Genomic DNA, 26,582 nt, shown 5'->3' with positions numbered 1-26,582 from the left:
TCGAAATCCCACGCCCGCGCATCCCTGCACGAGGGTTTGCTCCACCGATCCGACGTTTGCCGGCGAGATCAGCGCAACGGCCGTGAGCGCGGCTCGGCAGGCCGATAGCGTGCGCATTTCGCACACGGATCTACTGAAGCGGAAGATTCTGCACCCTTGCGGTGGCGTGCAATTAGTGTGCTACGCGTGGACCTGGAGGGCTTGATCGGCGGCGGGCTGAGCTTGCTGGGCGCGGTGGTTAGACGGGCGCCGTTCGCCGGTGACGTGCTGCCGCTGCTCGCCGAAGCCGAACGCGCCGCGGTCCGGGTCGCGCGGCGACATCTGGCCGACCTCGATCCGCCGGCCGTCGAAGCCGCCGAGGACGACGACCCCGAGTCGCCGAACACCGTGCTGCGTCGCCTGCTGGACCGCTCCATGTACAGCAGTCCCGACCGCAGCCGTGACGCGCTGTATCTGGATCTGCTGGAATCGTTGGTCCCCGACGAGGCCCGCATTCTCGCTGCGCTATCGGACGGATCCGCCTATCCCGTGATCCATGTGGCCGAACCCGGCACCGGTGCGGCGCCGTCGTTCGCGTTGAAGAACGCCTCGACCGTCGGTCGATCCGCCGGAGTGTCGTTGCCGCGCCACACCCCGCTGTATCTGACCAGGATGTTGCGCCTGGGCCTGGTGCGGCTCGGCCCCGAAGCGTCCTCGATGTACGACGAGTACGAGATGTTGTTGACCGATTCGGTGGTCAACATCGCGCTGGCCACCGCGCGCCGCGGGGTTCGCGGCGCCCGTGTCATCCGGCGCACTGTTCGTATCAGCGATCTCGGCCAAGAGTTGTGGGAGGCAGCGAAATGACCGACTTCTGGGCGAACGCCTTCTCCTATCCGCTGTGGGTGTACTTCACGATCCCGCTCGGGGCGGCGTTCGTCGGCTGGATCACCAAGATCCTGGCACTGAAGATGATGTTCTATCCGGTCGAGTTCAAGGGCATCAAACCCTACCTCGGCTGGCAGGGGCAGATACCCCGGCGAGCACCGAAGATGGCTGCCGTGGCCGTGGATTCGCTGACATCGGGGATTCTCAAACCCGAGGAATTGTTCGACAAGATCGACCCCGACGAGTTGGTCGCCGAACTCGGCGACCCGCTGCGCGAGGCCGCCGAGGAACTGGTCGACACCATGATGATGTCGTTCCAGCCGCAGGTGTGGCGGGCCACCCCGGACCAGGTCAAGGATCTGATCGTCGCCAATGTCGAGGGTCGCATCCCCACGGCCGCACGCGGGATGTTCGAGGAATTCCGCGGCCAGGTCGACCAGATTTTCGATATCAAGCACATGGTCGTGACCAACCTGGTGCGCGACAAGGCCACGCTGAACTCCGTTTTCGAGGATATCGGCCGCCCGGCGTTCACCTTTCTGATCAGGTCGGGGCTGTACTTCGGGTTCATCATCGGCGTGGTCCAGATGTTGGTGTTCGGTTTCACCGGCTGGCATCTGGCGCTGCCGCTGTTCGGCCTGCTGACCGGCGGCCTCACCGACTGGGTGGCGCTGCAGATGATCTTCCGGCCGCTGGAACGCAAGAACATCTTCCTCGGTATCAAGTGGCAGGGTGTCTTCCAGGCCCGCCGCAAAGAGGTCATCCGGGGCTACGCCGCGCTGATGGCACGGGAGATCTTCACTCCCAAGGCCATCATGGAGAGCCTGCTCACCGGGCCGATGTCGGACAAGTTCTTCGACATCATCCAGACCGAGATCGGCCGGACGATCGACAGCCAGATGGGATTCGCCGGCCGGGTCATCAACGTCCTCGGCGGCCGCCAGTACCAGGAGATGAAGGTTCAGATCGCCAACTCCATCATCGAGAAGCTGCCCGAAACATCGTCCTATATCGAGGAATACGCGGCGAGCCGGCTCGATCTGGAGAACGTGATGGTCGAGAAGATGGACGATCTTGACTCACAGTCCTACGAGAATCTGCTCCGGCCGGCCTTCAAGGACGACGAGTGGATCATCGTCGTCCTCGGTGCCGCGCTCGGATTCCTGTGCGGTGATTTGCAACTGCAGCTGATCCTGTTGCTGGCTCACTGAGGTGCGGTTGGCGCGTCGCCGACCTTGACCAGGCGCACCTGTGGCTTGTCGGGCACGCGGTCGGCCAGGAACCACCGGAACGCGAGGTTGCCACGCGGATAATCCAGGGTGGTCAGCGAATTCGGGTGCGCGGTCTGCCCCCGCGACACCACGACCGTCACCGAACCGTCGCTGTTGGGCACCGCGGTGTGCCCGTTGACCGAACTGCGGGCATCGCGCACGCCCGGTACCGCCATGAATTGGTTCCAGACGACCAGGTTCCAGAACCGGCACGGCGGTGGGCGGTGCGTGATCACCAGCGCCTCGTCCTCGGCGAGGTCGAAGCTGCCATAGGAATAGCAGGCGTCACGCGCCGACCAACCGAAGTTGAAGTCGGGCACCTGATACGGCGCGGCGAAATCGTTGGCGGCCATATCGGTGACATGGCCGAGGTTGTGCTGGTCGGCGTTCCGCACGCCGACGGCCATCGGCACGATGGCGAACATGGTCTTCAGCCAGGTGGCCGTCGAACGCAGCGCGGCCGCGGTCTCTTCGTCACCGTGGCGGAACGGTTCCGGCGTTTCCAGCGCCTCGATGTTCCAGGTCACCGGTCTGCCGGTGTGCGGATCGGCCTGATAGTCCCGCGTCATCAGCACCGCAGCGTCGGCCACCGGTCCGAACTCGAAGGAGAAGTTGCCATCCGCATCGAAGTCCATATCGTCATCGCGCAGCAGCGCGACGATGCGGTCCGACCAAGCGCCGGGCGCCGGTTCGTTGTAGGCCGTCACCGAGAAGTACACGCTGTCACCGCGATTGCCGCTGATGCGGTAGCGGCGGGTCGGATCGACCGGGCACATGTGGTAGATGGCGTCGGTGTTGTCCCCTCCCCAGCGGCGGTCCGGCCGCCACGGCGAGTTGACCTCCAGCCAAAGCGGACGGCTCGGATCGGCGAACAGGTAGGTGTCCAGCGCCACCCCCAGGGTGGTGGCCAGCATGCGATAACCGTCGGCCACATGCCGGTCGTCGGTTACCGCCTTCGGCCCGGTCAAAAAGGAATCATCCAGGCCACGCAGGGTGTCGAGCAGTTCTCGCCACGCGCGCTGTGACTCGTGTGTCATGCCGAGATTCCTCTCACTATCAGGGTCGTGGTGCGTTCGAGCCAGCCGTCGTCGGGCGCGGTGCCGCGGGTCAGCACTGCCAGCAGGGTGATTCCGGCGATCGATTCGGCCAGATCGGTGGCGGTGACACCGGCTCGCACCTCCTTGCGGGCCACGGCCGAAGCGAGGTAGGTACCGAGGTCACGCTCCAGGATGTCGCCGAAGCGCACCAGCAGCGCGGCATGCAGAGCGGGATCGGCGGCCATCTCGGCGATGAGACCGGGCAGCGCAGCGCGGGCCGCCGGAGTGCTGAGCACCGCCAGCGTGCGGCGCAGCATCTGGCGAACGTCGTCGAAAACCACGCCGCTGACCGGCAATTCGGTGCCCTCCCCCAGCGGGAAGACCGCCTCGTGCACCAGTGCGGCCTTGGTGGGCCAGCGCCGGTAGATCGCCGGCTTGCTGGTACCGGCCCGGGCGGCGATGGCGCCGACGGTCAGATCCGCGTAAGAGGTCTGACCGATCAGCTCCACCGTCGCACGCAGGACGGCGGCATCGATGTGCGGATCGCGGGGTCGACCGATCTCTGTCCTCATTACGAAACTCAGAGTAACATAAACCGTGTGACCGACACCACACCTGCTGTCGTCGAGCTCGACGACCTCGCGCGACCGCGGTACAGCGCAGCGGCACAACAGATCCGGGATGTCATGGACTCGATGGCAGCTCAGTGCCCCCTCGATTCCGACGTACTGCACGACCGGGCCCGTGAGGCGACCGGTCTCGACGACTTCGGCGCCGCGGATTACCGCGACCGCCTGGACCGTTACCTGACCGAGTTGCGCGATATCGACATGCACGGTCCCGGCATCGTGAACTTTCACTCGCAGTTGGTGCAGTGGCTCAAGAACCGACTGCTGCTGACCGATCTGTTGACCCGCCATCCCGAGATCCACGACATCGAGTTGATCCCACCGGTCGTCATCGCAGGACTGCCGCGCACCGGGACCACACATCTGCACAACATGCTGGCGGCGGCGCCCACCTTCCGCAGCCTGCCCTACTGGGAGGGCGTGGAACCGTACCCGCTGCCCGCCGAATCCGGCCAGGTGCCCGATCCGCGGATCACCCGCATGGACACGGCAGTACAGGTCATGGACACTTTGATGCCGCATTTCGCATTGATGCACGAGATGACCACCGAGCACGCGCACGAGGAGATTCAACTGCTGGCCAACGACTTCTCCACAATGCTGATGGAGACGCTGGCCCATGTGCCGCGGTGGAGCGCGTACTACCGGTCCCAGGACCAGACCGGATCGTATGAGTACCTGCGCATGCAGCTCAAAGCACTGCAGTTCCTGCGGGGCGGGCGCCGGTGGGTGCTCAAGTCACCGCAGCATCTGGAGCAGATCGAGGTCCTCGACGCGGTGTTCCCCGGCGTCGTGGTCGCCTTCACCCACCGCGATCCCCTGCCCGTGGCGGTGTCGATGATCGCCATGATCACCTACAGCGCGCGCATGTACAGCGATCGGGTGGACGTGCCGGGCATTGCCGCGGCGTGGGTGCAGCGGCTGGGATCGCTACTGGACGGTTGTGTGCGACAACGCGATACGATTTCGCCGCAGCGGTCGATCGACATCCGGTTCGACGACTTCATGGCCGACGAATCCGGCACGGCTCGTGGGCTCTACGACCTGGCCGGCGAATCGTTCGACGAGCCTGCGCGCACGGCGATCGAGGCGTACCTGCACGGCCATCGCCGTGGCAGGCTGGGCCGGGTCGCCACCTCGGCGGCGATGTTCGGCCTCGACGAGGATGAACTGCGGGCACGCTTCGCGGCCTATTACGAGCGCTTCCTCGACTGAGGACCAAAGTCCTTTTCTCCGGTGCCTTTGGACTCCGGCGCCTGCGGGTGCGATTCTCCTACCGTCGAGCCATGACCTACGTGATCGGCTCCGCGTGTATCGATGTGATGGACAAGTCGTGTGTCGCCGAGTGCCCTGCCGACTGTATCTACGAGGGCGCGCGGTCGATGTACATCAATCCCGACGAATGTGTGGACTGCGGCGCCTGCCGAATCGCCTGCCGTGTCGACGCGATCGTGTACGAATCCGACCTGACCGATGACGAAATGCCGTATCTGGCAGACAATGCCGCGTTCTTCGAGTCGGTGCTGCCCGGCCGCGACACGCCGCTGGGATCCCCTGGCGGCGCCCATGAGGTGGGTCGGGTCGGCGTCGACACCCCGCTGGTGGCGGCGCAGCCGGTGCGCGACGCGCCGGCGCACTGATCGCGAGGGATGCTGGAGCACATGATTGAGGTATTGACCGATATGCCGGCGGGCGTGACCGGGATCCGGGTGTCCGGCCGGGTCGACGGTGATCAGATGCGCGCCTTCAAGCCGACGATGGACGAGATCGCCGCCGGCGGCGAGATCCGGATCGTCGAGGTGATCGAGCCCGACTATGCGGGTTTCGGTCCGGGCGGGTTGACTGAGGACCTGAAGATGGGTTTGGGCGCACTACTGCACCACCATTCGGCATTCAAGCGGATCGCCGTGGTGGCCGACCGGGACTGGATCATGCACACCGTTCACGCGATCGGCTGGATCTATCCAGGCGAGATCGAGGTCTTCGGCCCAGAGGATCTGGAGAAGGCCAAACAGTGGGCTGCCGGCTGAGACGGTTCAGCCGGTTGCCAGTTCGTCGGGGTCACTTGCACACAGCGAGGTGCTGCGCCCGAACAGAAAACCCTGCCCGAGTTCACAACCCCAATCCATCAGCAGCTCGCACTGCGTCACGGTCTCGATACCTTCGGCGATGATCGACAGCCCCAGAGTCGTACCCAGGCTCAGCACCGCCTGAGTGACCGCGGCACATCGCGCATCATCGGGCAACCCGGCGATGAACTGCTTGTCGATCTTGAGAATGTCGATCGGCAGGTCGACGATCTTCGCCAAACCGCTGAACCCCGTGCCGACATCATCGATGGCGATGAGCACACCGGCATCACGCAGACGCTCCAGGTCGGCCTTGGCGGAATGCGCGATGCGACCGGCGTAGGTCTCCGTCAGTTCCAGGACCAGCCGGTCCGAGCTCAGCTGAGAGTCTTGCAACGCCGTCATGACATCCGAGTGCAGATCGCCGACTTCGAGCTGACGTCCGGAGACATTGACGTGGATGGCCGCCGAAGCCAATGACCCGGTCCACTGTGCGGCTCGGCGACAGGCCTCGTTCAGCACGTAGCGACCGATCGCCGGCATATGTGGTGAGTTCTCCGCGACGGCAAGGAATCTGTCGGGTCGCAGCAGACCCTGCTCGGGATGGTCCCAGCGCAGCAGTGCCTCCATGGCGACGCAGCGACCGGTCGCCAGGTCCACGATCGGCTGGAAGTGCACGACGAGTTCGCCGAGGCGCACGGCGCGCTCCAACTCCGAGATCAGTTGCGACGCGGCCATCATCGCCGATTGCTCGAACTGACCGCCCGACGTGATGCGGTTCTTGCCGCTGCGCTTGGACTGGTACATCAGCGCGTCCGCACGCCGCAACAGGGTTTCTGCGGTGGAATCCGACTGCGATGTCGCCACGCCCGCGCTTACCGACAACTGGTCACAGATGTGGCCGGTGGACAGTTGTATCGGCCGTCGAACCTCGGCGCGAATGCGTTCGGCCACCCGTTGGATCTGTGCTGCCTCCGCGATACCCGGGCACAGCACGGCGAACTCATCCCCGCCGAGTCGCGCCGCGGTGTCATTCGACCTGATGGCGGACTGGATCCGTTGGGCCACCACGGTCAACACCTCGTCACCCTCACCGTGACCCCATGTGTCGTTGACGGCCTTGAAACCGTCGAGGTCCAGGAAGATCACCCCGACACCACCGAAGTCATCGCGTTTCGCTTCGGTCAGCGCGCGGTCCACGCGGTCCATCAGCAGCGCTCGATTGGCCAACCCGGTCAGTTGGTCGTGCAACACCATGTGCTGCAACGTCGCCTCGGCCTGCTTACGGGCGGTGATGTTCTCAACCAGGCAGATGCCGTACGGCACGGACCCGCGGGGGGCAATGACCGAGGCGGACGCCGAACCCCACTCCACGGAGCCGTCCGCGCGCTGCAGGGCCACCTCGGCCTCGAACCGGTCACCGATCGTGAGGGCAGGTAGCCGCCCCAAACTCTGTGGGCACGAATCACTGTCGTCATCGCACAGATCGGTGACGAGCATGCCGGGCACCTCACCCACCCGCCGTCCGATCAGTTTCGCCATCGCCTGATTACACCGGGTGATTCGCCCGGTCGATCCCGGTGCGACGTCGAACAGGAACATTCCCACCGGTGCGGTGTCGAATGCCAGCCTGAATCGCTCCTCGCTCTCCGCCAGCGCCTGCTCGGCCGCCTTCTGTTCGGTGATATCCGTTGCGACAAAGATGTATCCCGAGCAGGCGCCCACCGGATCGACCATCTGGGATACCGCCAGGCTCACCCGGACGTGGGCACCATCGCGCCGGACGTAGGTCCATTCGCGAACCTCGGCGCGCTCCGGCGAGACCCGGCGGGTGAACACCTCGAAACCGACCGGGACAGCCAATTCCACGGCGCGAGCCCCGACCTCGGCCACGTCGTGGATGTCGAGCAAGGTGCGGCCCAACATCTCGGATCGAGCCCAGCCGAGCAATCGCTCGGCGCCGTTGTTGAACACCGTGATGCTTCCCGAGGGGTCGGTGCCGATGATCGCCTGTTCGGACGCGGCCTGAAGGACACCGGCGAACAGGTCGCGCGCCTCCCGGAGGGCATCGGCATTCTTGCGCTCGTCGGTTACGTCACGGAACGCGATGACCTTGTGGCGCGATCGATTTGCCAGCGGCGCGGCCGTCAGCTCGATCACTCGGGCGTCGTGCGACGCGACGATGACGTCCCGCCGCGCGGCGGCGCCGGCACCTTCGCCGACGGTCGGATCCGGCCGTTCGGCAACAGACAACACATCCGTCACCAGATGCGACTCGCTTGCCTGCGCGTTCTCGAGCACGACCGTTCCGTCCGGAGCAACGACAACGACACTGTCGTGGATGCTGTCCAAGACGGCGCCCAACATCTGCGAGTCTCGATCCGCCCGGTCGCGCGCCGCTTCCAACTGGGTGATCAGTCGTGCCCGGGAATCGCGGTACAGCGACAGCGCCAACGTGACGATGGTCAGACTGCACACCATCGTCTGCGCCAGCAGCGCGCGGGTCTGCGGGTCCGCGACCGCGAAACCCCCTCGGCCCGACAGTGTCGCGTAGATGATCCATGCGCCGGCCAGCGCGAGGAACATCGTGCTCACCGTGGTGCTGTATCGCAGCGCCAACCACATCGCCGGTACGAGACTCAGAAACGCCAGTGACATACCGGTGTTGGCCCAGAACGTCCAGACGAACACCACGGCCACAGCCGCTGCGACGGCCATTGCCTCGGCGGTCGCGGCGGCCGTGATCTTGGGGCGCTGCCACGCCACGTCACGCAACCGCAGATAGATGGACACACCGAGTAGGGCGGATGCTCCGTTGCGCACGACGAACAGGGCGAACGTCTCCCAGATGCGGCCATCACCGCTCGCGGACAAGTAGGCGGTGGCCAGTACCGCCGCACAACTCGCAGCGCCGGTCACCGCGGCAATCAGGTGGGCCAGGTCCACCGGATCACGCAGCACCGCCCTGGCGCCTCGCCACTGCAGCAGGTACACCGTCACCACGGCGAGGGTGAGGTTGACCAGAACGAACCAGGCGGCCAGGCCGAGCGGTGCGCCGGTGGCGAGATTGGTGGCGAAGGTGACGGCCGCCAGGGCCGCGATATGGGCACCGCGTTCCACCGGTCCGCGGCGGTACACCGCGAGCAGCCATATGATTGCCACCGCCGCCGCCGGCCATGCCAGTGCGACCTCCCCACCGCCCAGCCGGGTCGCGCGTCCCGCCACGATGGCGAGCGCATAGGCCACCGCGAAGCCGCAGAGGATCATCGCCGAACGTGCACGTCGCGCCATCGCACCCCATTCATCGCAGGCGTCAATTAATAGCATGCGCGCAGCCGGCCCACCGCGAGGCGAATCCGCCGATGATCTTGTCGATAGCAAAGGCTTACCTTTGCGGAGAATGCCGCGCGTGCGGAGGTCGGTGACTACCGGCGCCCATGGAAAAGGCCGCCCATGCGGGCGGCTTTGTTGTGGTCCCGACTGGGATCGAACCAGTGACCTTCCGCGTGTGAGGCGGACGCTCTCCCCCTGAGCTACGAGACCGGGGAACGAGGAGGAAGACTAGCACGCGCCTACCGGCCAGCTGGAATCCCCTGGTCATGGTGGCGCCATATTCACCTCGAACGGGGCTGCGTGTCGACCCATGCGCGGGTAGACATAGGTCAGCACAGCCCCGACAGTGAGGATTGAGATGGCACGACATCTTTCGGTTCAGGTCGCATCGGCCGGCGCAGCGCTGGAACTGACCGAAGTGGACACCGCGCCACCGGGCCGCGATCACGTCCGCATCGCCGTACAGGCCTGCGGGGTGTGCGGCACCGACCACGCATTCGTCAACGGCGCCTTCCCCAACCTCACCTGGCCGGTGACCCCCGGACATGAGATCGCCGGCACCGTCGCCGAGCTCGGCGACGGTGTCCAGGGGTTCGCCGTCGGTGACCGCGTGGTCGTCGGCTGGTTCGGCGGGCACTGCGGACACTGCACGCAGTGCCGCAAGGGCGATTTCATCCATTGCGAGAACGCCCAGATCCCCAGCTGGCACTACCCCGGCGGGTACGCCGAATCGGTCACCGTCCCGGCCAACGCGCTGGCCCGCATCCCCGACGCGTTGTCCTTTGCCGAGGCCGCCCCGATGGCATGCGCCGGTGTGACGGTGTTCCACGGGTTGCGCGAGACGAAGGCCAAGCCCGGCGATCGGGTGGCCGTGCTCGGCGTGGGGGGCCTGGGACATCTCGGGGTGCAGTTCGCCCGCGCGATGGGCTTCGAGACCATCGCGATCGCCCGCGGCGCGGACAAGAAGCAGGACGCCCTGGATCTGGGCGCGCATCACTACGTCGACTCCAAGGCCGGTGACGTCGCCGAGGCGCTACAGGCTCTCGGCGGCGTCTCGGTGGTGCTCGCCACGGCCGCCAACTCCCAGGCCATGGCCGACACCATCGGCGGGCTGCTGCCGCGCGGTGAGCTGATCGTCGTCGGCGTGACACCGGACCCGCTGCCGATCAGCCCGATGCAGCTGATCTCCCCCGGACTGAGCGTGACCGGGCACCCGTCGGGCACCGCGCGCGATGTCGAGGACACCATGGAGTTCGCCGTGCAGTCCGGGGTGCGCGCCCGCATCCAGGAGATGCCGTTGGCCCAGGCAGCCGAGGCCTACGCGGCGATGGACACCGGCAAGGCCCGCTACCGAATGGTGCTCACGGTCTGAGCAGGAGCGATAGATTCGCGGCCATGACCCTTCGGCTTTTCAGCATGGCGGCCTCGTTGGGTGCCGCGGCGGCGGTGGTCGCGGCCCCGGCCGCGGCGGACGACCTCGCGCATTTCTCCTCGCCGAGCGGCAACGTGGGCTGCGTCCTGGATGCCGATTACGTGCGCTGCGATATCGCCGAGCATGATTGGGCAACGCCGCCGCGGCCGGCCGACTGTGAGTTTGATTACGGCCAGGGCATCGCGCTGTCGCTCGGCGAGCCCGCGACATTCGTCTGTGCTGGGGATACGACGCTGGGCGGTCCCGATGTGCTCGATTACGGGCAATCGATCACCCGCGGATCGCTGCGTTGCACCAGCACCGAGAGCGCGATGTCGTGCCAGAACACCGGCACCGGGCAGGGCTTCTCGATCTCACGGCAGGTTTACCAGGTGTTTTAGGCTTGATTGCCTGCATGTTTCAGGTGATTTGTAGTTACGCGTGGGGTTGGACTAATGTTCTGATCCGCACCGGGTGACGATCTCACTCGGAGCACGCGGATGTAGCGCAGTTGGTAGCGCATCACCTTGCCAAGGTGAGGGTCGCGGGTTCGAATCCCGTCATCCGCTCGAAGGTGCAGTGGCATCAACCCCAATGGTGGAGTGGCCGAGTGGTGAGGCAACGGCCTGCAAAGCCGTGCACACGGGTTCGATTCCCGTCTCCACCTCCATAGTTGGACCCGGCGCGATTAGCTCAGCGGGAGAGCGCTTCCCTGACACGGAAGAGGTCACTGGTTCAATCCCAGTATCGCGCACCACGTTCTACCAGCGGTTTTAACGGCATAGATCGGCTGTCATGCCAAATACGTGCCAAACGGATTGAAGCGGCTCTCGGCATCACCGAGAGGTTGCTCGCCAATGCCCACACCCGAAGTTGTCAGTCCCCCGGCGCACACTGCCGGCATGACACTCACAGCCGAGGTCAATCCGCATCCTGTCGATTCGGCGACCCGCACCTGCTGCGGCGGAATCGGCACCCACACCCGCGACTGCCCCTCCGATCCGGTGCCCCCGGCCGGTGCCGAACCGGACATGTGGAACGCCGAAGGTGTCCGCGAGGTCTACCAGCAGGTCGGTTACATCCCTGTCAGCACTGACCTGTTGTCCTGCCCGACCGTGACCGTGGCGGCCGAGCAGCGGCGCGACGGGTCCATCGGTTGCGTCGACATCCTGCTCGACGTGGCAATGGGTCGCTCCGATGCCACACTGAGCATCGCCCAGGCCCGCGAACTGTCCGCGCTACTCATCGAGGCGACGACGATTGCGGACGGGTGGGTGCAGCGATGACCGCGCCCGAGCAGGCATTGTGTTGCCAGTGCGGACAGATCCGCACCTACAAACGAGCCCGAAACACCGTTCCCGAGCGGATGGATTCGCAGACCTGGCATCGAATGACGGGCAACCTAAAATGCGCCGCCTGCGGCACCATTACGCGCCACGCACTGCTGCGTTCTGATACCGCCCGCGACTATGCCGAGGACTACCAGCGGTTGGCTCTGGGCGGTGAACCTGTCGACCGCCTCGAAGATGTCGACCGGGCCCGCAGCGAGTACCGGCTCGGATTGCCTCGCAACCCTTACCTGCAACACCGCTACTGGATATCTGAAGCGCGTACCGCGTGGCAGGACGGGTCAAAGATCGTCACCGCGTTGTGCGGTGAGCGCATCACACTCGATTGCGACCCCGACAGCGAACGCTGCGACCAGACCAATCTCACCGCGCCCACCGAGGTCCGCGACGACCAGGAATACGAGGACTCCACCACCGGCCTGTGGTGGGTGGAGATGGATTGCGTTGACTGCCTGCGGGTGTCGAACGCTGGTCGACTCAAGTATCAGCGCAAACTGCTGACGGCCGAGCTACTACAAGTGACAGGCTCTATCGACAACCTCGATGCGGTGCAGATTGCCGAACTCCGCGAGCACCTGGGCCGACTCACCGACAAAGCGGAACGCTCGTGACCGTCAACCCTGAGCAGATATTCGAGGTCGCCCGCCGTGCTTTGGCGGCCGAGGTCCGCGAGATGGTCAACACCCTCGCACCACGCGATCTGACGGCCAGCGAGTTGGCCGCGTTGGTGACCTTGCTTCGGCCACCCTACGAACGGTTCACCGCCGCCGCGCAGGCACAGCCGGCGCCCGTCCTTGAATTGGTGCCATCTGCCCGCAAGCGATCAGGTAAAGGTAAGTAGTGCAACGCAAAGACTGGTGGGTGCCCGGCCTCTACCTCGATGAGGCCGGGTACTACCAGTTCGACGGCGCGCCGATGGACGCCGAACTGTTCACCCAGGCGTGCAGCGACGTCGGTCGAAACGAAGGCCCTGCACTACTTCTCGATCTGTACAACGCAGGAGCCATCGAAATCTGGAACCACCCCGCTGTCGTTGTCGACGTATGGGCGATGTGCGAGTTCCCGGCCACCAGATTCGACCCGCCGACGATCTGGGTCGAGTTGTTCGAAGAGGCCGGGTTTACGCACGACGGTCAGCCCGCCGACCGACCCGAGCAGCCGGTGACCCTCTATCGAGGCTGCCATCCTGGCCGCCGATTCGGCATGTCCTGGACCACCGACACAGGGCAGGCCCGATGGTTCGCCCAGCGCGACCTCGGGCAAGGCGTCGGCGATGTCTACACAGTGTCCGCTGACCCCTCGTGGCTGCTCGCCTACATCGGCGACGAGCACCGACAGGAATCCGAGTACGTGATCGATCCGGCGTACCTCAACGACGGGGTTGTTAGCCAGTTGCGCACTCCCCCAATTGCTGCGGGTTAGACGTAATCTCCTCTCGGAGTTGCGCCTCGGCCTAGAGCATGTGACTCGCGGGGGGCAGCAACGTTATGCACAATGTCGTGCATGTGGTCCTTCAAGTTCGACATCGCGACCGTCCAGCATCTCGCCTCGCCAACTGTCGAGGAACCGAATTGTCTGGCATCAAGCCCTGATTTCACAGCAATCTTTGGCGGCTGGCCCAACTCGCTTCAGGGGCTCGGCAGCGCATTGATCGGCGGTTTGGTAGCAGCCTTGACTGCCTACGTTGTCGTACGTCTGACGGCCAACGACAATCGCAATCGAGCGCTCGAAGATGAGGCGAGGCTTGTGGCTCGTGACCTTCTGCGTGCGGTGAGTAAGAATTTTGTTGGTGTCTCCGATAAGCAAGAGCTTCGGGTGGACCATGAGACAGCAGGTGTACTCAACTTGGAACTGCGGTTTGCCGCCGCGGTGTTGGAACATTACAACGCCGGTCTAGCGAAGCACGTTGAAAACCAAGCCAACTACATCGAAAAGAAGGCGGAGCATTGGAAGACAGCTTTGCCGTCGGATACAGACGCACCCGCTCGCTACAACGACATGTTGCACGCAATCGAAAAACTGCAGGACCCTGTCATCGATTGGCTAAAATCCCCTGCGAGGCCCAAGCGGTTTTGGCGACGCCGTTCCGCCAGCAGGTAACCCGCGACCCTCGACTACCTCTTGGGCAAGACATGGGTCGTCGCGCTTGAGTTTGGAGAGGATGGCGTCAGCGTCGTTACGAGATGTTCGGGAATCAGTTGAGTGGCACTCAACTGAACGGCGGTCACCACCATTGACGTTTGCCTCCGGCACTGCTTCCCGCCATGCCTGCTCAATGCGGGCAGACAAGTCCGGGTCGTGCGCACCAACCCAAGCGGTCAGCGCATTTCGAGGTCGTCGCGGGGCAACTCTGCACGCACCGACGACTCGCCGCCGCCCTTAGCAAACGTTGGTTTCAAGTTGATCTCGACAGGCTGGATAGATGGCTCGTCGCCGGTAGCATCAGCGTTCATCTGTGTTTCGTCGGACACTACGAACTCCTTTCAATAATGACGCGGGTTGGACCTGGGGCACCTTGCGTGCCGAAGATGACACTGAGTGACGCAGCGATAATCAGCAGGGCGATCGCTGCAATGAGGATGCGGAAGCGCTTCGCAACACCGAACTTTCCATCCAAAACGCCGAGCGCATGACCGATGGCATCTTGATGGCCGCATGCGTAGTTGTAGTAAATCTGCTCGCGAGAGACGGGCGGCGACACCGCCAGGTGGACATCGGTATCAAATGCAACATTGACCTTCGCAGGGATGGGTTTGAAGATCAGAAACGCCATCGCAACTGCAGCTAGATAAGCGCAGATCGCGATCCAGAAAAAGACCTGCTGCCTAGGTCCGGTAGAGAATCCGAAGAAGGCGACCGCAGCGGTCGCCAGTGCCAGTAGCGTTGACGAATTCGCACGGTACTTATCGATCTGCCCCTCGACCAACGCACGAGCGGACTTCGACTCTTCATAGAACAGCTTTACGGTATCGAGCAGCACTTGCGCCACTGATGGCACCTCCCCATAACCCCACCTACCTGGTCATACGAGATACTGCCTCATGCCAGCCACACCCGCTCCGGTACCGCGCATCTTCGATGACGTCAAGCGCACAGATGCAACTCCTGCGTACGACACCGAAGACTCGTTCCATTTCCTCAATCGAGCAGCGGGTCCACACTGGCAGCGCGTCCGCGAGCTGGTCGATACCTGGTTCGCCGACTATCCGTCAGAAGCAAAACACGACCTCCGGAGCCGGTTCCGCGAAGCTGGCGCGCCACAGCACTATGGGGCCTGGTGGGAACTGTATGTCTACACCCTGTATCGACGCCTCGGCTATGACGTGCAGATCCATCCGACACTGCAAGGCACTACCCGACAGCCAGACTTTCTCGTCACGCGCGGAGAGGCCTCAGCATATGTCGAATGTGCGGTGTATCTGTCTCGCGCAGGCGCAACTGCCAGTGCCGGTGGTGAGCGTAGTTGGATCTTCGAAGCGACGAACCGGGCTCGCAATCCGAACTTCATGGTGGACATCGAGATTCGGCGCGCCGGAAAACAGAGGCCGAAAGCCTCGGAGATCATCGAACCGCTCGAACAGTGGCTCGCAGCTCTCGATCCAGATGCGGTGTCAGCACAGCTCGACCGCGGCTTCGAGCCTCCACAACTCGCCTTAGGGGTGCGGGGCTGGGAGATCGAATACGGAGCCTTTCCAGTGGACCCCGACCGGCGCGGGGTAGACGGTCGAATGATCGCTGTATACCCGCCGGTCACAGCGTTCATCAGCAACGACATGTCACGCTTCAAAGAACTCGTGAGACACAAGGGCGGCCGCTACGGCACGCCCGACAAAGCACTCACGATTGCGATCCTCAACACTTCAGGATTCTCGGAGACACAGGAGGTAACTGAGGCCCTGTTCGGTTCTGAAGCAGTGAGATTCTATGAAGGAGAACCTGGTTCAGTCCAAGGTTTCCGAAAGCGCGACGGGTATTGGAGGCAAGGGCCGCCCCCGCGAGGCACCCGCGTCTCATCGGTTCTGGTCGGGCAAAACATCTCACCGTGGAGAGTGACACCCGAACTACCAAGCGTGTGGGTCAACCCGTGGGCTGATATCCAGGCACCACACCTACCGCTAATAACCCGCACCGCTCACGACAGTGGCGAGGTGTACGAGGTACAGACCGGCGAGGCGGCACACACTATGTTCGGCCTCGACCAGGACTGGCCAGGTTTCCCAGATCTCACCTAAGGCTGTTCTGCGCCTTATAGATTGGACACCGGGACGACCACGTCATCGGGCGACACCACAACGTTCTGAACCGACCGATCCCACGGAAGGTGAAACCGCCGGCCCTTCACCGCGTACTGGACAAGCTCCACGCGGGCCTTCGGCACCGTCACGGGTTGGCCGGCCTCCAACGCCTCCAAGAGTCGGCGCGGCCGAACGAAGCACCCCTGCGAATGATCCTGCCGATCCGCCCACGAAATGTCGGGATCAGGCCACCCGCACAGGTCACGCTCCCGCGCCTGCATCCGCCCGTACACGCCCGGGATGCGGACGCCGACCTCACCGCCGCCGCTAACCCTGGGCACGCTGCCACCTCGCATTCGCCGCAGACCGAGCCCGCCGCGTAGTCGAGGACTCCGCTACCGCCAGATCCGTGCGCACCTGCTTCACCAACCGAGCCGACAACCCCTCCAACAACCGGATCTCCGCCGACAACTTCAACCGCTGCCCGACATCCTCGGTCTCCTCGTACACGACCAGAAAGTCCGCCTTCCGATCCAAAACCGATGCGATCTGCGCCAGAATCGATGCCTCAGCTGCACTCCACACCAGAGTGATGCCTTTGCTCCGTCCAGCCTCCGACAGCTCCCTATCCAACTCCCTGAGCACCTTTCGTGCCTCTGCGGACTTAGCTGCCATACGGAACACCTCCAAAATCAGCGTTTATGCGTGCTCAGACAACGAGAAGCGGGAGCCGGGGTGGCTGGTTGAGGGGCCCGGGAGGGGGTGGAGGCCGGGGTGTGGCTCGGGCTGCCTCCGGTAGTTCGGTCGCCCGCCTGTCGACCTGTTGCCTCCTGCGGGACAGTCCCGGCGGAGCGCGTGCTCGGGTGAGGTTGGTGCTGTTCTGTCTTGCTGGTGGCCGAGGTCCCAACTCTGGTCAGGTCTGATCGGTTGGTGACACCGCCGGCAGTTGACGTTGCCAGTAGCGACGTGTGCTGCCCATTGTTGGCGTTGCTTGCGGTGATCGTGGCCGTATCCGCGTGCTTGTGGGGTTCCTTGAGATGGCATGTCACTGCTCTCTATTGGTCGCTGATGTCGGGGCGCGGCGCAGGAACGGGCTCGGGTTTCGAAAGGAGGTGTGCCGTCATGGCCCGTCCTTCCCCGCGTATCAGTCGGGTAGTCACGCCGCGCCCCAGGTTCATCAGTGCGATCCGAGCTTGATGATGCGTCGTTCGGCTACGGGCGTTGGCTGCCGCAGGTGTCGGAGTTCGCGGATCGGTTGTGCGGTGTTGCTGGTGGTGGTGATGCCGGCCAGGACTGTGGGGTTCGGGTTGGCGGCGTTGATCCGTTCCTCGTTGAGCTGGTCGAGCTGGGCACGGGTGGGAATCCATGCCTGCGCGGTCGAGGTGGCCAGCCACAACAGGAACTCGACGGGGTCGGCGGGCCAGGGCTCAGCGCGGTGTGGTGATCCGTTGACCGTGACTGTGTGGTTCAGGCTGCCGGGTGTGCGCCAGTCGGGCCACAGCGCGTCGAGGTTCGCGAGGTGCAGATCGCTGGCGGGTTCTTCTCCACCTGCTGAGGGCTGGGCGGATTGCTGGTAGTCGGGGTAGTCGCGCATCACCGCTGTCTGGGCGAGGCGCAGTTGGTGGTAGTCGGCGGTGTGTGCGGTGAGGCGTTGCCAAGTGTCTCCCCGGTTGGCAGCAATCGCATCCTGGGCGGTGCTGGCTCCGTCGAGTTCGGTTGCGATGCCGGCGACCTCGGACAGCAGTGACTGCAGGTCGCTGTTGAGGCCGGCCAGGATGGTGTCGGCGTTGGTGAGCCGGATGCTGTTGGCGGATGCGCTGGCGTCACGGTGGAGTTCGGTCAGGGTGCGGAACAGGAGTTCGCGGCGGGCGATCTCGTTGGCGTGGTCGAGGGTGGCATCGATCCATGCCTCGGTGATCGCGCCCGTCTGGAGCGGGTGACCCTGACTGACCGTGGTGTCGACCGGCTTAAGGGCGTTGATGCGAGCACGGGCTTCGTCGGCGAGGTCGAGGTACTCGTTGTAGCGGTCGAGCCGGTCATAATGCTTGGCAAGGAACCGGTTAGATTCGCGGGTGTGTGCGGGCAGTGTCATGGGTCAGCCTTTCGCCTTGATGCCGAACCGCTTTTCGAGCTGCGCCTTGGCTTGCTCACCGGGCTTGGTGTTGCCGTGCCATCCGGGTGGGCGAATACGTGCCCACAGTGCGTGGAGTTCGTCGTCGCTCATGTCGACGAGTTGCTGTTCAGTTTCCGGGCTGAGTTCGGTCACTGTGCTGCCTTTCGAGGTAGTCGATTACGTCGGACTCGCGGAACAGGTAGCGTCCGCCAACGAGCTGGCCGCCGATCTCCTCGGCGTGCCGCTGCACGTACCGCAGGCCGCGTTGGAGCATGGAGGCGGTGGCTGCGGCTCCGATCCATGTCTCTGATGGTGGTCGATCAACTGTGGCGCAACTACTTTCGTGTCGCGCACACGACAACCTGATCTGTGCGTCGAGCCTCTGGTACAGCTTGCCCACTTCGGGTGGAATGGCGCGTTGCCCGACGTTGAGGTGCCGGACGAATCCCGCAACGGCGTAGTAGGCCGCTGCGGTTTCGGCGCCGTCCAGGTTCACGCGGGCACCGTCCGTTGGCGGCCGGGGCGATGTGAACGGACCCGGCCGGCGATCACACCGTAAGGCTGTTTCACCCTCGGCAGGCCGTCGAGCCAATCGCTACACCGGTCCAGCGCGGGGCACTGCCCGCACAAGCTGAGCGCCTGCGTATGCCGTTGGTGGACAGTGTGATCGGGTTCCCCGGTCGCAGCGTCATCGAACAGGGCAGACCGGTTGCGGCAGTTGGCACCGGGCAGGCTCGGAGCACCCGCGAGCAGCACCACAAGGTCGTTCCAGTTGGCACTCACTGGTCGTCCTCCCCCGCCGTGTCGAGGTCGGTGATGTCCGATTTGAGATCGGGAAACCCACCGAGGATGTCGTCGGTGTCCATCGCGTTCGCGGCGATGTCGTACCCGTCGACCGGTCTGACCTGACCTTCGGATTCGTCGTTGAGCTTGTTGATCTCGGTCACACGACCGTTCCACGACCGGGTTCGGGCCTCGGCGAGCATCACCCGAACGTCGTAGTTGGACGCGTGAGTCTCGAGTTCTTCGACCATCTGGGGCACCACGAGGGTGGCGATGGTGTCGAGGGCTGCCATCGTGACCAGGAACAACAGCCCGGTGTCGCCGTTCAATTCGTTGAACAGTCTCGTCTTTACGGTGTCGACGCGGTCATGCTCGTAGCCTTCTGCCTCGTCGGCGAGGCCGGCGTCGAGGATGTCGAACGTCAGCCGAGCGCCGAACAGCTCTTTGGCGGTAACCGAGGGCAGCGTTAGCGCGGCTCCGGTGCGGTTGCCGTCAGCATCGTGAGCCGGGATTGCGGTGATGAGCGTTGACCATGGTTCTTCGATCAGGCTCCAGCCGCGCGCTTCGTCGGCCTCAGAGCGTGCTTTCGCCAACCGAGCGGGCTGTTCGTCACGGGCCTTGTCGATGCCTGCCAGCAATTCCTTGGCCAGGCGCAGCGTCTCACCGGAGTAGTGCGAGACCTGCTCTGGGGTGGTGTTGTTCTCGGTCATGTCAGTAGGTCCCCTCGGAGATTTTGAAGTCGCCCGGTCGTCGCGGGCATGTGGATGTTTCGGTATCTGATGGCAGCCAGTGCCGCGTGTCGCAATGAGGGCAGACGATCTGCACGAGGCGGCGACCGTCGGACAGGGTGCGGCGTTGTCGGATCACAGCGTGCTTCACTGCGCCTCCCTGTTTGCTACGACGCATTCACCTCGGCCGCAATATCCGCGAGCTTGTTGACCGGAGAGCCGTAGTTCACCGCCGCAGAATCGGCATTGTGCATTGTTTGTGGCGGCATCCCCGTCAGAGGGCGTCAGAGGTGTCAGAACCGCAGGTGGAGTACCGTTTTCGTCCTGACGGGTATCGACGGTCTGACGGGGTAGGGCGTCAGATGCGAAAACCCCGTCAGACGGTTTATCCGGTTCTGCCTGCGGTTCTGACGGTCTGACGGGTTCTGACGGGGTGGCCCGCAGGTAACGATTGAACGCATCGCTGAAGGAGTCCAGCCGATACCCGCGCGCCGATCCTGCCGGGTTGTGTTTGGTCTTGATCTTGTACTCGCGCAGCCGGTAGGCGAGTTTGCTCGGGTCGAGGTCGAATCCCTGCCACGGCGAGTCCGATATTCGCCGCAACTCGGTGCACAATTCCTGCGACGGGATGAACGTGCGGCACTGTGAGGTGAAAACCTCGCGGATGTCAGTCAGCAGCAGCGTGCCCAGGTTGCCGTCCTCGTCGTCCTCGGCAGCCGAGTTGACCAACGCCGTGCACGCGGCCCGCGCCAATTCTGGCCACCGTCCCCCGGCAGCATCCGCCACCGCGATCAATGGTTCCCAGGTGTCGGCGGCACGGTCCTCTACGGGCATATCCGGTTCGGCCTTGGCGAGAACGTCGAGTTGCGCTGCCGCCCAGTACGCCAGGCGGTCACGCAACGCAGCCAGGATCGGGCCGTCACGGCGCGACCGGAACTGAGACACCGTTTCCCCTGGCGTGCGCCGTCGCATGGTGATGTTGACCGCACGGTCGGTGATCGTGTCGGGCATTGATCCGATCCCCGCCAACGCAGCCATAGCGAACGTCGGAAACTCAGTCGGGATCTGCTGCGGACCTACACACCGCAGCGCGGGCCGGCCGCGCTGGTGGCCGGCGTTCAATAAGGCGCGAAAATCCTCATTGTTCTCCGCGACCCGCTTGCTGCCGAAAATCGTGTCGGCCTCGTCCACAATCAGCGTCGGCGGGTGGTCCCCACCGATCGACCGAAACAGCGCCGGCACCGTGGCGTTGACCGTAGCGAGCGGGTTGTGACAGGTGCCGCCGATCACGTCGAGCAGACGACTTTTTCCGCACCGCTTCTGCGGACTGTTGGCGACATACCGGGGCGCAACCTCGAACGCCGATAGCGCGTGGGTCGTGGTGATCCATAACGTGGTCGCTGTCTCAGCGTGCGAATCGGGCAGCACCACATACTTCGTCAACGCAGCCCGCAGATCATCGAGCAGCGCCGCCCCGTCCTCGTTCATCGGTTCAACTGTGTTGGCGTCGATCACTGTGTGACCTCCCGCCGTGCCGCGACATCCCGCAGCGAACGAGCGGCAGCTTTCATATCGCCGCCGTGGTCGAGCACGGCATACGCCCGAAACTTTGTATAGCCGCGAGGGTTACCCGATTCGGTGATGTCGAACGGGGTGTTCGGTGAGTACACGAACAGGCATCCGTTCTTGATCGTCGCTGAGCACTTCGATGTGGCGGCCGGGTGTAGCCACCGAGCACCATCGACATCAGGATCGGCATCGATGCAGCGCCACCCGTGAATCTCCAGAATGGTTGCCCAACTGGCTTTCACGGTGAACTCGTCGGCAATGGACCGGCCACCGTTGAGCGAGTACGCCGGTCGCGGCGATGGAGACACCACCGGTTTCGGTTCGGGTCGCAGCAGTGCGACAAGCCAGGATGGCGGGGCGGCCACCGGGCCGTCAATGCGCCGATACTGCTGCCCCGATGCGGGGTGGATGGACGGTGCCTGCACTGTGTAGCCCGCCGAGGTCTTGATTTCCAAACCCTTCGGCAGGCGGGTGTACGACAACTTGCCCTGCGGTCGACGGAAGTACAGGTGCTTTCCGCCGGCCTCCCGACCTGAGATGGTCGTCAGCGTCTCCGGTAGAGGCTCGTAGGAGGTCTCCAGTTCAGCCAGTGCATCGAGGCTGTCGACATCGAGGACGAACATCGAATCAGGCACGCGCGCACCAATGTTGAACTCGCCTTGCGCCCACCAATCCGTGACCTGCTGAACGTCAGTGCTGAAGTCCAAGACACCGTGTGGGACGAGGCGTCCGAAGGGATCTTTACCGTGAAGGTGCAACACCCTCCCGGTTTTTCTGTCTCGGTGACAGAGTGGACCGACTGCCCAACCGTTCTGGGCGTACTCGATCGCGTGGGCGAGCATATTGGGTTCACTACTCACCGGTCACCGCCTTGGCAGCGCACTTCGGTCCGATGTGTGCGGCAACAGACTGCGGTGTGCTCAGCGGGTGCCCGCATTCTCGGCAGCGGACACTGATTGAGTATCCGAGTGCACGCAGCTCATCGAGCAACTGCTGTTCGCGGCGCTCGTCAGCGGTCGGCGCTGCGTATCCATCCTCAGGGCGATGGACGATAGAATCAGTGGCACAGGTTGAGTGATTGCGAAGGGGCCGGTCTGAGGGGGCCGGCCTTTTTCGTGGGCTCATGCCGCACCGCCAAACGGGCGCATCGCGTCGTCAACTTCGTTCAAGTCAACGCGGACGAGTCGGCTACCGCTGCGGTAGCCGGTGAGTCGCCCATCGGCGATCATCTGCCTGATGGTGCGTTCTGTTACGCCGAGGTAGTCGGCAGCTTCGCTGATCTTGCCGTAACGCCGCGCTCGACGGTCAGCCCGGTTTGGGCTTTGCGGCGTGGGACGATCGGCAGTTCGAGAGCACGTTTTGGACATGTGAAGCCAGTCCCCTTCGGGATCTGGCTCGCTGGCCCGTCGAAATTTGCGAGCGTCTGCGGACCCTGCCGCATGACCTGGCGCAGCTAGGAATTGTCCGAGTGCGCCGTCAGATCGGAGACTACACGAACTTCACCACAACTCCGCTCGGTGCCGTCGTACGCGGCGTGTCAGAAGCTATGTTTGACGGGGTGGGGAAACGGTTCTTTTTCCGGGTCGGCCCAGTATGAACTCCATCGACAACGCCCGCTCCCCTGAACACCGACATGCCAGCATCAGAAGCGATCTGGCTTCCTTCGCCTTCGTTTCTTCATGGTCCGAGATCGGAAAGAACTGCCAGTCTTTGTCGACGCGGATCGACGGTTTTCGCTGAGCCATGGCACGCGCCCTCTCTGCTGGCGGCATGTCTGTTGGCAGCCTGTCGATCGTCGACTCGACATCTCGGTACCGGACGACGCGGTAAGGGTTCAGTCGCAAGACTTCACACAGCAGCGACGCGCACCCTTTGCAGTAAATCTCATGCGTCACATACTTTTTGCGCCGATGCGCTGGGAGTGTGGCGAGGGCGTGCAACTGGTTACGCAGGTAGTCGTTCTGCGCCTGCAACTCGTTGTAGAAGTCGTCGTCGTGCATGATCTACGACCCTTCGGCGAGCTTCGAAAGTAGGGCAGCGATCTGTTTGTCGCGGCCCTGCGCGGCATGCTGGTAGCGCATTGCAGCCTGAGGTGTCGAATGCCCCAGCCTGGCCATGAGTTCGGCCAAACTCGCACCCGTCGCCGCCGCAAGCACCGCGCCCGAGTGCCGGAGGTCGTGCCAGCGCAGATCCTCCCGCTTCGCGGCGGCACGCGCCTTGTACCAGTGTCGGTACAGCGTTGAAGGCTGCATGTGCCCGCCGTTCTCGGCTGGGAAGAGTAGCGAATCAGACTTGTTACCAACAAATTTAGCGAGATGGTGTTCGATCTGTGGGAGGAGGTGCGGTGGAATGGCGATGTCTCTGACGCCGGCATCGCTTTTGGGTGTCGTCACCGAAAAGGTGCCGCCCTGCGCGCGAACCGCAGCGCGGCGAACTCGGATGATCTCATCACTCAGATCGATGTCTCCCCTGCGCAGTTCGACCGTCTCGCCGAACCGCATCGCGCACCAGGACGCCAGGGTGACCATCAGTTGTAGTCGCTCAGGCATCGCGGCAGTGACGGTAGCCAGCTCGGCGACTGACGCAGGTCTGATCTTGTGGACCCGTCTTGCTCGGCCAGCACCGGTGATCCGACATGGGTTGGCGTCAATCAGTTCATCGTTGACCGCGCTCCCGAGGATGGTCCGCAACAGGCTGTAGGTATGGCTACGCAATGTGGGCCTGTCGGCCAGGGTCGCCGCGTACCACTCACGAACATCCTTCGGGGTGATCGCCGAGACCTGACGATTGCCAAACGCCTCGATCAGGTGGTCATCGAGGATCGACTGATAGTGCTCGCGGGTGCGGTCCTTGATCGGCCGGCCGGCGACCTGGCGCGTGGCGAGCCAGCCTGTTGCGTAGGCGCTGAAGGTCAGCTGTTCGGGCTTCTTCGCGGCGGCCGCAGCGTTCCACAGGTTGGCGTCGATCTCACGGCGGCGGTCGGTGAGAAAGGCTTCGGCATCGATCTTCGCGGCGAAGGGTTTCGGTGCGGTGATGTAGCTGCCATCCGGGCCGGTGTAGCGGACCTGGTACCGACCCGAGGGCAGCTTCCGGATACTGCCGAACGCGCGCTTGTCCCGCCTGTCGGGGTCGCGTGCCAAACTGCGTGCCAAAGGATCGCCGCCATTTCGTGCCATGGAACTGTGTCGATTGCCAGTACCGTTTCGTGCCAAATACGTGCCAAACGAACATACATCAGTTTCCGCTTGACTCCGCTTAACTCCAGCGATACTGTGCGACGTGTCTGCAGTTCAGAGGCCATCTGCACTGGTCAGGCATCCGAATTGAAAACTCCGAGAACGCCTACTTCAATCCCAGTATCGCGCACCACACGTATTGAAGATCAGGCCCGGTTCCCACCGGGCCTTTCTTGTTCCTACACCAGCGGGTCGCCCACCCGCTGTGCCGTCAGCGGTGTCACCACCGTGTTCCCTTGATCGCCGCACTCGTTGCTCTCCACGACGGTCGTCAGCGCACCGGTGAACGTGCCGTCCGGCACCGGCGTGAACTCCAGGGTCACCCGCGTCCACGACTGTCCGGCGACGGACCCGTCGTCGTAGGTGCAGCTGGACTTCACCCGCGCCGGCGCGGTGTCCCTCCAGGCCCCGTTGGTCAGTTGGAACGACAGCGTCCGCGCCCCGGCCCGGCGCTGCCTGTCCGGTCCGAGCACCTCCCCGGTGGCCACGCAGGCCCCGTCGGTGCAGGTCGACGTCAGCGTCAGCCAATCCTGCGTCGGTGCACCCTCACTACCCCAGGTGACCTCGCCGCCGCCTTCGCGTCCGGTGTCGCGATAGGTGGCCCGATCCGGTTGGTAGCGAACGTGATAGACGCCGTCGAGCAGATCGGCGCGGGGTGCGGCGGCGGGTGCGGGATCGTCACGCAGCGCCCACACCGCGACACCGGACGCGGCGACGATCACCACCACGGCCGCAGCGACGGCGATGGCCGTGATGCGCCCCGATGACCACCGCGGCGGCTCGGGCTCGACGGCCTCGTCGTCTTCCAGACCCCAGGCGAACGCCGATTGGGTATCGGCGTCGGCCACACCGGCCAGTTCGGTGGGCGCCCCGGCCTCGGCCATGTACCCGGTGGGATCGTCCTCGGACGGCCCGCCCGATCGCGCCATAGCTGTGCACCCCCTCGCTCGATTCTCGTCAGCCTATCGGCGGGCAGCGCGGCAAACCGGCTTGTCGGTACCCGGACCTAGCATCCTCGCCAAGGACGCACAGCAAGGGGAACGGCAATGGCCAAGCGCGGGAGTGACGACGGTGCCTCCACCGTGCTCGGCGGCATCGTGGTCGGCATCGTGGTCGGCATCGTCATCCTCATCGCCATGGTCCCCAAGCCGGTGTGGATCGCTCTCGGCGTGATGCTCGTGGTCACGGTCGTCGTCTGGGCGGTGTACAAAGCCGTCGACTCCTACGACAAGCGGCAGGCGGCCGCCCAGGAGCAGGCACGCGTCGATCGGGCCGCGCAGGCCGCCGCGGCCAAACGTGACCGGGCCGAACACCTGCGCCGGCAAAAGCAGCGGCGCATCGATGCCATGGGACGCAAGAACGCCGATCTGGTCGACCTCGCCTGGGTGAAGGTCACAAAGGTCGCCGCATCGGAAGCGGCGCGCTCGGGATGGCTCGGTGATGTCGACTTCACCGCCGATATCGCCGGGATCACCGACAACTTCGAGAAGGCGCACGCACTACGCAAGGTGACCGACGAGTTGTCGGCGCTGGACAAGTCCAGCGCCGAGGATCGCAAGATCCTGGCCGACGCCAAACGCACCGCGGCCAACCTGGAACGCAGCGCCATCGAACTCGTCGAGTTGATCGACAAGTGCGCCACCGAAGCAGGTTTGGTCGACAAGTCGCTGCAGCAGGAGCGCCGCGACGCCCGCACCGCCGATCAGCGCGCCGAACTGCACGCCAAGCTGAGCTCCATGTTGTACGGCATCGAGGCGACGCCGGATCCCGCTGCCCGCGACTCGACCGCCGACGCGGTGATGGCGCGAGTGCAGGCCTACCGCGAGATCAAGAATCGGATACAGCTGGTCCGCGACGGCTGAAACCAGCCGTACACAACACGTTCCACCGCCATCTGCCGCCGCGCAGGACACCGTAGGCCTGCGCGTCGCCGGCCCGTCACGTGCGCTGCC

At 64.2% G+C, this 26,582-nt stretch carries 31 protein-coding genes and 4 tRNA genes; 17 read left to right on the top strand and 18 right to left on the bottom strand.

The annotated features are described in order from the left end of the window. Positions 1-186 precede the first annotated feature (186 nt). Both ACWDUN_RS04110 and ACWDUN_RS04105 read left to right on the top strand, forming a co-directional pair. Positions 187-846, top strand: coding sequence for an Abi-alpha family protein (locus tag ACWDUN_RS04110; protein ID WP_449924902.1), 660 nt, complete (start codon positions 187-189; stop codon positions 844-846). Continuing rightward, positions 843-2,078, top strand: a complete 1,236-nt coding sequence (locus tag ACWDUN_RS04105; RefSeq protein WP_449924899.1) for a DUF445 domain-containing protein — start codon at positions 843-845, stop codon at positions 2,076-2,078. The genes ACWDUN_RS04110 and ACWDUN_RS04105 overlap by 4 nt, the downstream gene beginning before the upstream one ends. Here the strand turns inward: ACWDUN_RS04105 and ACWDUN_RS04100 are convergent. Beyond that, positions 2,072-3,175 carry a DUF1214 domain-containing protein gene (locus ACWDUN_RS04100; protein ID WP_449924896.1) on the bottom strand — a complete coding sequence of 368 codons (1,104 nt, stop codon included), beginning with the start codon at positions 3,173-3,175 and terminating at the stop codon, positions 2,072-2,074. The two genes, ACWDUN_RS04105 and ACWDUN_RS04100, sit on opposite strands and share 7 nt — an antisense overlap. Beyond that, positions 3,172-3,747, bottom strand: a complete 576-nt coding sequence (locus ACWDUN_RS04095) for a TetR/AcrR family transcriptional regulator (protein WP_449924893.1) — start codon at positions 3,745-3,747, stop codon at positions 3,172-3,174. Before ACWDUN_RS04095 ends, ACWDUN_RS04100 begins: the two co-directional genes overlap by 4 nt. A gap of 27 nt (positions 3,748-3,774) precedes the next feature. Here ACWDUN_RS04095 and ACWDUN_RS04090 point away from each other — a divergent pair, with 27 nt between their 5' ends. From ACWDUN_RS04090 to ACWDUN_RS04080, 3 genes are all read left to right on the top strand, one after another. After that, positions 3,775-5,019: a sulfotransferase family protein gene (locus ACWDUN_RS04090; protein ID WP_449924890.1), complete on the top strand. Its 1,245-nt coding sequence runs from the start codon at positions 3,775-3,777 to the stop codon at positions 5,017-5,019. A 71-nt stretch (positions 5,020-5,090) separates the two neighbouring features. After that, positions 5,091-5,444, top strand: coding sequence for a ferredoxin (gene fdxA, locus ACWDUN_RS04085; RefSeq protein ID WP_449924887.1), 354 nt, complete (start codon positions 5,091-5,093; stop codon positions 5,442-5,444). Between the two features lie 21 nt (positions 5,445-5,465). Then, the gene (locus tag ACWDUN_RS04080; RefSeq protein WP_449924884.1) at positions 5,466-5,834 is read left to right on the top strand and encodes an STAS/SEC14 domain-containing protein; all 369 of its coding nucleotides are present in this window, start codon (positions 5,466-5,468) and stop codon (positions 5,832-5,834) included. A gap of 6 nt (positions 5,835-5,840) precedes the next feature. Here ACWDUN_RS04080 and ACWDUN_RS04075 read toward each other — a convergent pair whose 3' ends face one another. Continuing rightward, positions 5,841-9,164, bottom strand: a complete 3,324-nt coding sequence (locus ACWDUN_RS04075; protein WP_449924882.1) for an EAL domain-containing protein — start codon at positions 9,162-9,164, stop codon at positions 5,841-5,843. Between the two features lie 180 nt (positions 9,165-9,344). Next, a tRNA-Val gene (locus ACWDUN_RS04070) sits at positions 9,345-9,416 on the bottom strand. Positions 9,417-9,564: 148 nt separating this feature from the next. Between ACWDUN_RS04070 and ACWDUN_RS04065 the strand changes: the two genes are divergently transcribed. From ACWDUN_RS04065 to ACWDUN_RS04020, 10 genes are all read left to right on the top strand, one after another. After that, positions 9,565-10,578, top strand: a complete 1,014-nt coding sequence (locus ACWDUN_RS04065) for an alcohol dehydrogenase catalytic domain-containing protein (protein ID WP_449924879.1) — start codon at positions 9,565-9,567, stop codon at positions 10,576-10,578. A 44-nt stretch (positions 10,579-10,622) separates the two neighbouring features. After that, positions 10,623-11,018 (top strand): DUF6636 domain-containing protein, encoded by a 396-nt coding sequence (locus tag ACWDUN_RS04060; protein ID WP_449924876.1) that lies wholly within the window; start codon positions 10,623-10,625, stop codon positions 11,016-11,018. A gap of 95 nt (positions 11,019-11,113) precedes the next feature. Next, a tRNA-Gly gene (locus ACWDUN_RS04055) sits at positions 11,114-11,186 on the top strand. 27 nt (positions 11,187-11,213) lie between these two features. Next, positions 11,214-11,287 (top strand) — tRNA-Cys (locus ACWDUN_RS04050). 12 nt (positions 11,288-11,299) lie between these two features. Continuing rightward, positions 11,300-11,374 (top strand) — tRNA-Val (locus tag ACWDUN_RS04045). 145 nt (positions 11,375-11,519) lie between these two features. Continuing rightward, entirely contained in the window at positions 11,520-11,903 is a 384-nt protein-coding gene (locus ACWDUN_RS04040) for a hypothetical protein (RefSeq protein WP_449924873.1), read from the top strand. Continuing rightward, the gene (locus ACWDUN_RS04035; RefSeq protein WP_449924870.1) at positions 11,900-12,577 is read left to right on the top strand and encodes a DUF6315 family protein; all 678 of its coding nucleotides are present in this window, start codon (positions 11,900-11,902) and stop codon (positions 12,575-12,577) included. The genes ACWDUN_RS04040 and ACWDUN_RS04035 overlap by 4 nt, the downstream gene beginning before the upstream one ends. Beyond that, the gene (locus tag ACWDUN_RS04030) at positions 12,574-12,807 is read left to right on the top strand and encodes a hypothetical protein (RefSeq protein ID WP_449924867.1); all 234 of its coding nucleotides are present in this window, start codon (positions 12,574-12,576) and stop codon (positions 12,805-12,807) included. Before ACWDUN_RS04035 ends, ACWDUN_RS04030 begins: the two co-directional genes overlap by 4 nt. Then, positions 12,807-13,388, top strand: a complete 582-nt coding sequence (locus ACWDUN_RS04025) for a hypothetical protein (protein WP_449924866.1) — start codon at positions 12,807-12,809, stop codon at positions 13,386-13,388. Before ACWDUN_RS04030 ends, ACWDUN_RS04025 begins: the two co-directional genes overlap by 1 nt. An 81-nt stretch (positions 13,389-13,469) precedes the next feature. After that, complete coding sequence (locus ACWDUN_RS04020; RefSeq protein ID WP_449924863.1) at positions 13,470-14,066, top strand: hypothetical protein; 597 nt, start codon at positions 13,470-13,472, stop codon at positions 14,064-14,066. A gap of 218 nt (positions 14,067-14,284) precedes the next feature. Here the strand turns inward: ACWDUN_RS04020 and ACWDUN_RS04015 are convergent, their stop codons facing one another. Together ACWDUN_RS04015 and ACWDUN_RS04010 are read right to left on the bottom strand one after the other, a co-directional pair. Beyond that, positions 14,285-14,437 (bottom strand): hypothetical protein, encoded by a 153-nt coding sequence (locus ACWDUN_RS04015; protein ID WP_449924860.1) that lies wholly within the window; start codon positions 14,435-14,437, stop codon positions 14,285-14,287. After that, positions 14,437-14,955 (bottom strand): hypothetical protein, encoded by a 519-nt coding sequence (locus tag ACWDUN_RS04010; protein WP_449924858.1) that lies wholly within the window; start codon positions 14,953-14,955, stop codon positions 14,437-14,439. Before ACWDUN_RS04010 ends, ACWDUN_RS04015 begins: the two co-directional genes overlap by 1 nt. A gap of 52 nt (positions 14,956-15,007) precedes the next feature. On the opposite strand from ACWDUN_RS04010, the gene ACWDUN_RS04005 reads away from it, so the two are divergent. Beyond that, the gene (locus ACWDUN_RS04005) at positions 15,008-16,198 is read left to right on the top strand and encodes a hypothetical protein (RefSeq protein ID WP_449924855.1); all 1,191 of its coding nucleotides are present in this window, start codon (positions 15,008-15,010) and stop codon (positions 16,196-16,198) included. Between the two features lie 14 nt (positions 16,199-16,212). Here ACWDUN_RS04005 and ACWDUN_RS04000 read toward each other — a convergent pair whose 3' ends face one another. From ACWDUN_RS04000 to ACWDUN_RS03945, 12 genes are all read right to left on the bottom strand, one after another. Continuing rightward, a complete protein-coding gene (locus ACWDUN_RS04000) occupies positions 16,213-16,542 on the bottom strand; it encodes a hypothetical protein (protein WP_449924853.1) in 330 nt (109 codons plus the stop codon). 836 nt (positions 16,543-17,378) lie between these two features. Beyond that, positions 17,379-18,293: a hypothetical protein gene (locus ACWDUN_RS03995; RefSeq protein WP_449924851.1), complete on the bottom strand. Its 915-nt coding sequence runs from the start codon at positions 18,291-18,293 to the stop codon at positions 17,379-17,381. Between the two features lie 3 nt (positions 18,294-18,296). Beyond that, a complete protein-coding gene (locus ACWDUN_RS03990; protein WP_449924848.1) occupies positions 18,297-18,467 on the bottom strand; it encodes a hypothetical protein in 171 nt (56 codons plus the stop codon). Then, positions 18,442-18,810 (bottom strand): hypothetical protein, encoded by a 369-nt coding sequence (locus tag ACWDUN_RS03985; RefSeq protein WP_449924845.1) that lies wholly within the window; start codon positions 18,808-18,810, stop codon positions 18,442-18,444. Before ACWDUN_RS03985 ends, ACWDUN_RS03990 begins: the two co-directional genes overlap by 26 nt. Positions 18,811-19,093: 283 nt before the next feature. After that, positions 19,094-19,807 carry a hypothetical protein gene (locus ACWDUN_RS03980; protein ID WP_449924842.1) on the bottom strand — a complete coding sequence of 238 codons (714 nt, stop codon included), beginning with the start codon at positions 19,805-19,807 and terminating at the stop codon, positions 19,094-19,096. A gap of 165 nt (positions 19,808-19,972) precedes the next feature. Then, the gene (locus ACWDUN_RS03975) at positions 19,973-21,340 is read right to left on the bottom strand and encodes a DUF3631 domain-containing protein (protein ID WP_449924840.1); all 1,368 of its coding nucleotides are present in this window, start codon (positions 21,338-21,340) and stop codon (positions 19,973-19,975) included. Next, the gene (locus tag ACWDUN_RS03970; protein WP_449924837.1) at positions 21,337-22,254 is read right to left on the bottom strand and encodes a bifunctional DNA primase/polymerase; all 918 of its coding nucleotides are present in this window, start codon (positions 22,252-22,254) and stop codon (positions 21,337-21,339) included. Before ACWDUN_RS03970 ends, ACWDUN_RS03975 begins: the two co-directional genes overlap by 4 nt. After that, positions 22,247-22,519: a DUF6011 domain-containing protein gene (locus ACWDUN_RS03965; RefSeq protein WP_449924834.1), complete on the bottom strand. Its 273-nt coding sequence runs from the start codon at positions 22,517-22,519 to the stop codon at positions 22,247-22,249. Before ACWDUN_RS03965 ends, ACWDUN_RS03970 begins: the two co-directional genes overlap by 8 nt. Beyond that, the gene (locus ACWDUN_RS03960; protein ID WP_449924831.1) at positions 22,516-22,761 is read right to left on the bottom strand and encodes an excisionase family DNA-binding protein; all 246 of its coding nucleotides are present in this window, start codon (positions 22,759-22,761) and stop codon (positions 22,516-22,518) included. The genes ACWDUN_RS03965 and ACWDUN_RS03960 overlap by 4 nt, the downstream gene beginning before the upstream one ends. Before the next feature lie 177 nt (positions 22,762-22,938). Then, the gene (locus ACWDUN_RS03955) at positions 22,939-23,394 is read right to left on the bottom strand and encodes a hypothetical protein (protein ID WP_449924828.1); all 456 of its coding nucleotides are present in this window, start codon (positions 23,392-23,394) and stop codon (positions 22,939-22,941) included. A 3-nt stretch (positions 23,395-23,397) separates the two neighbouring features. Further along, entirely contained in the window at positions 23,398-24,570 is a 1,173-nt protein-coding gene (locus ACWDUN_RS03950) for a tyrosine-type recombinase/integrase (protein WP_449924826.1), read from the bottom strand. 239 nt (positions 24,571-24,809) lie between these two features. Further along, a complete protein-coding gene (locus ACWDUN_RS03945; protein ID WP_449924823.1) occupies positions 24,810-25,559 on the bottom strand; it encodes an Rv2253/PknI dimerization domain-containing protein in 750 nt (249 codons plus the stop codon). 117 nt (positions 25,560-25,676) lie between these two features. Here ACWDUN_RS03945 and ACWDUN_RS03940 point away from each other — a divergent pair, with 117 nt between their 5' ends. Beyond that, positions 25,677-26,492 carry a hypothetical protein gene (locus tag ACWDUN_RS03940; protein WP_449924820.1) on the top strand — a complete coding sequence of 272 codons (816 nt, stop codon included), beginning with the start codon at positions 25,677-25,679 and terminating at the stop codon, positions 26,490-26,492. Positions 26,493-26,582: the final 90 nt, after the last annotated feature.

The sequence above is a fragment of the Mycobacterium sp. NPDC003323 genome, from assembly GCF_053589535.1.
Note: the sequence above shows the minus strand (reverse complement) of the source record. Positions and strands in the feature narration are given on the sequence as shown.

Bases quoted from the DNA above. Each gene is read 5' to 3' on its own strand.
- ACWDUN_RS03995 (WP_449924851.1), bottom strand. From the start codon at position 18,293: ATGACACTGCCCGCACACACCCGCGAATCTAACCGGTTCCTTGCCAAG.
- fdxA (WP_449924887.1), top strand. From the start codon at position 5,091: ATGACCTACGTGATCGGCTCCGCGTGTATCGATGTGATGGACAAGTCG.
- ACWDUN_RS04105 (WP_449924899.1), top strand. From the start codon at position 843: ATGACCGACTTCTGGGCGAACGCCTTCTCCTATCCGCTGTGGGTGTAC.
- ACWDUN_RS03960 (WP_449924831.1), bottom strand. From the start codon at position 22,761: ATGTCCAAAACGTGCTCTCGAACTGCCGATCGTCCCACGCCGCAAAGC.
- ACWDUN_RS04035 (WP_449924870.1), top strand. From the start codon at position 11,900: ATGACCGCGCCCGAGCAGGCATTGTGTTGCCAGTGCGGACAGATCCGC.
- ACWDUN_RS04100 (WP_449924896.1), bottom strand. From the start codon at position 3,175: ATGACACACGAGTCACAGCGCGCGTGGCGAGAACTGCTCGACACCCTG.
- ACWDUN_RS04080 (WP_449924884.1), top strand. From the start codon at position 5,466: ATGATTGAGGTATTGACCGATATGCCGGCGGGCGTGACCGGGATCCGG.
- ACWDUN_RS04060 (WP_449924876.1), top strand. From the start codon at position 10,623: ATGGCGGCCTCGTTGGGTGCCGCGGCGGCGGTGGTCGCGGCCCCGGCC.
- ACWDUN_RS04065 (WP_449924879.1), top strand. From the start codon at position 9,565: ATGGCACGACATCTTTCGGTTCAGGTCGCATCGGCCGGCGCAGCGCTG.
- ACWDUN_RS03950 (WP_449924826.1), bottom strand. From the start codon at position 24,570: ATGGCACGAAATGGCGGCGATCCTTTGGCACGCAGTTTGGCACGCGAC.
- ACWDUN_RS03980 (WP_449924842.1), bottom strand. From the start codon at position 19,807: ATGACCGAGAACAACACCACCCCAGAGCAGGTCTCGCACTACTCCGGT.
- ACWDUN_RS04075 (WP_449924882.1), bottom strand. From the start codon at position 9,164: ATGGCGCGACGTGCACGTTCGGCGATGATCCTCTGCGGCTTCGCGGTG.
- ACWDUN_RS03945 (WP_449924823.1), bottom strand. From the start codon at position 25,559: ATGGCGCGATCGGGCGGGCCGTCCGAGGACGATCCCACCGGGTACATG.
- ACWDUN_RS03965 (WP_449924834.1), bottom strand. From the start codon at position 22,519: ATGAGCCCACGAAAAAGGCCGGCCCCCTCAGACCGGCCCCTTCGCAAT.
- ACWDUN_RS04040 (WP_449924873.1), top strand. From the start codon at position 11,520: ATGACACTCACAGCCGAGGTCAATCCGCATCCTGTCGATTCGGCGACC.
- ACWDUN_RS04095 (WP_449924893.1), bottom strand. From the start codon at position 3,747: ATGAGGACAGAGATCGGTCGACCCCGCGATCCGCACATCGATGCCGCC.
- ACWDUN_RS04020 (WP_449924863.1), top strand. From the start codon at position 13,470: ATGTGGTCCTTCAAGTTCGACATCGCGACCGTCCAGCATCTCGCCTCG.
- ACWDUN_RS03940 (WP_449924820.1), top strand. From the start codon at position 25,677: ATGGCCAAGCGCGGGAGTGACGACGGTGCCTCCACCGTGCTCGGCGGC.
- ACWDUN_RS03955 (WP_449924828.1), bottom strand. From the start codon at position 23,394: ATGCACGACGACGACTTCTACAACGAGTTGCAGGCGCAGAACGACTAC.
- ACWDUN_RS04005 (WP_449924855.1), top strand. From the start codon at position 15,008: ATGCCAGCCACACCCGCTCCGGTACCGCGCATCTTCGATGACGTCAAG.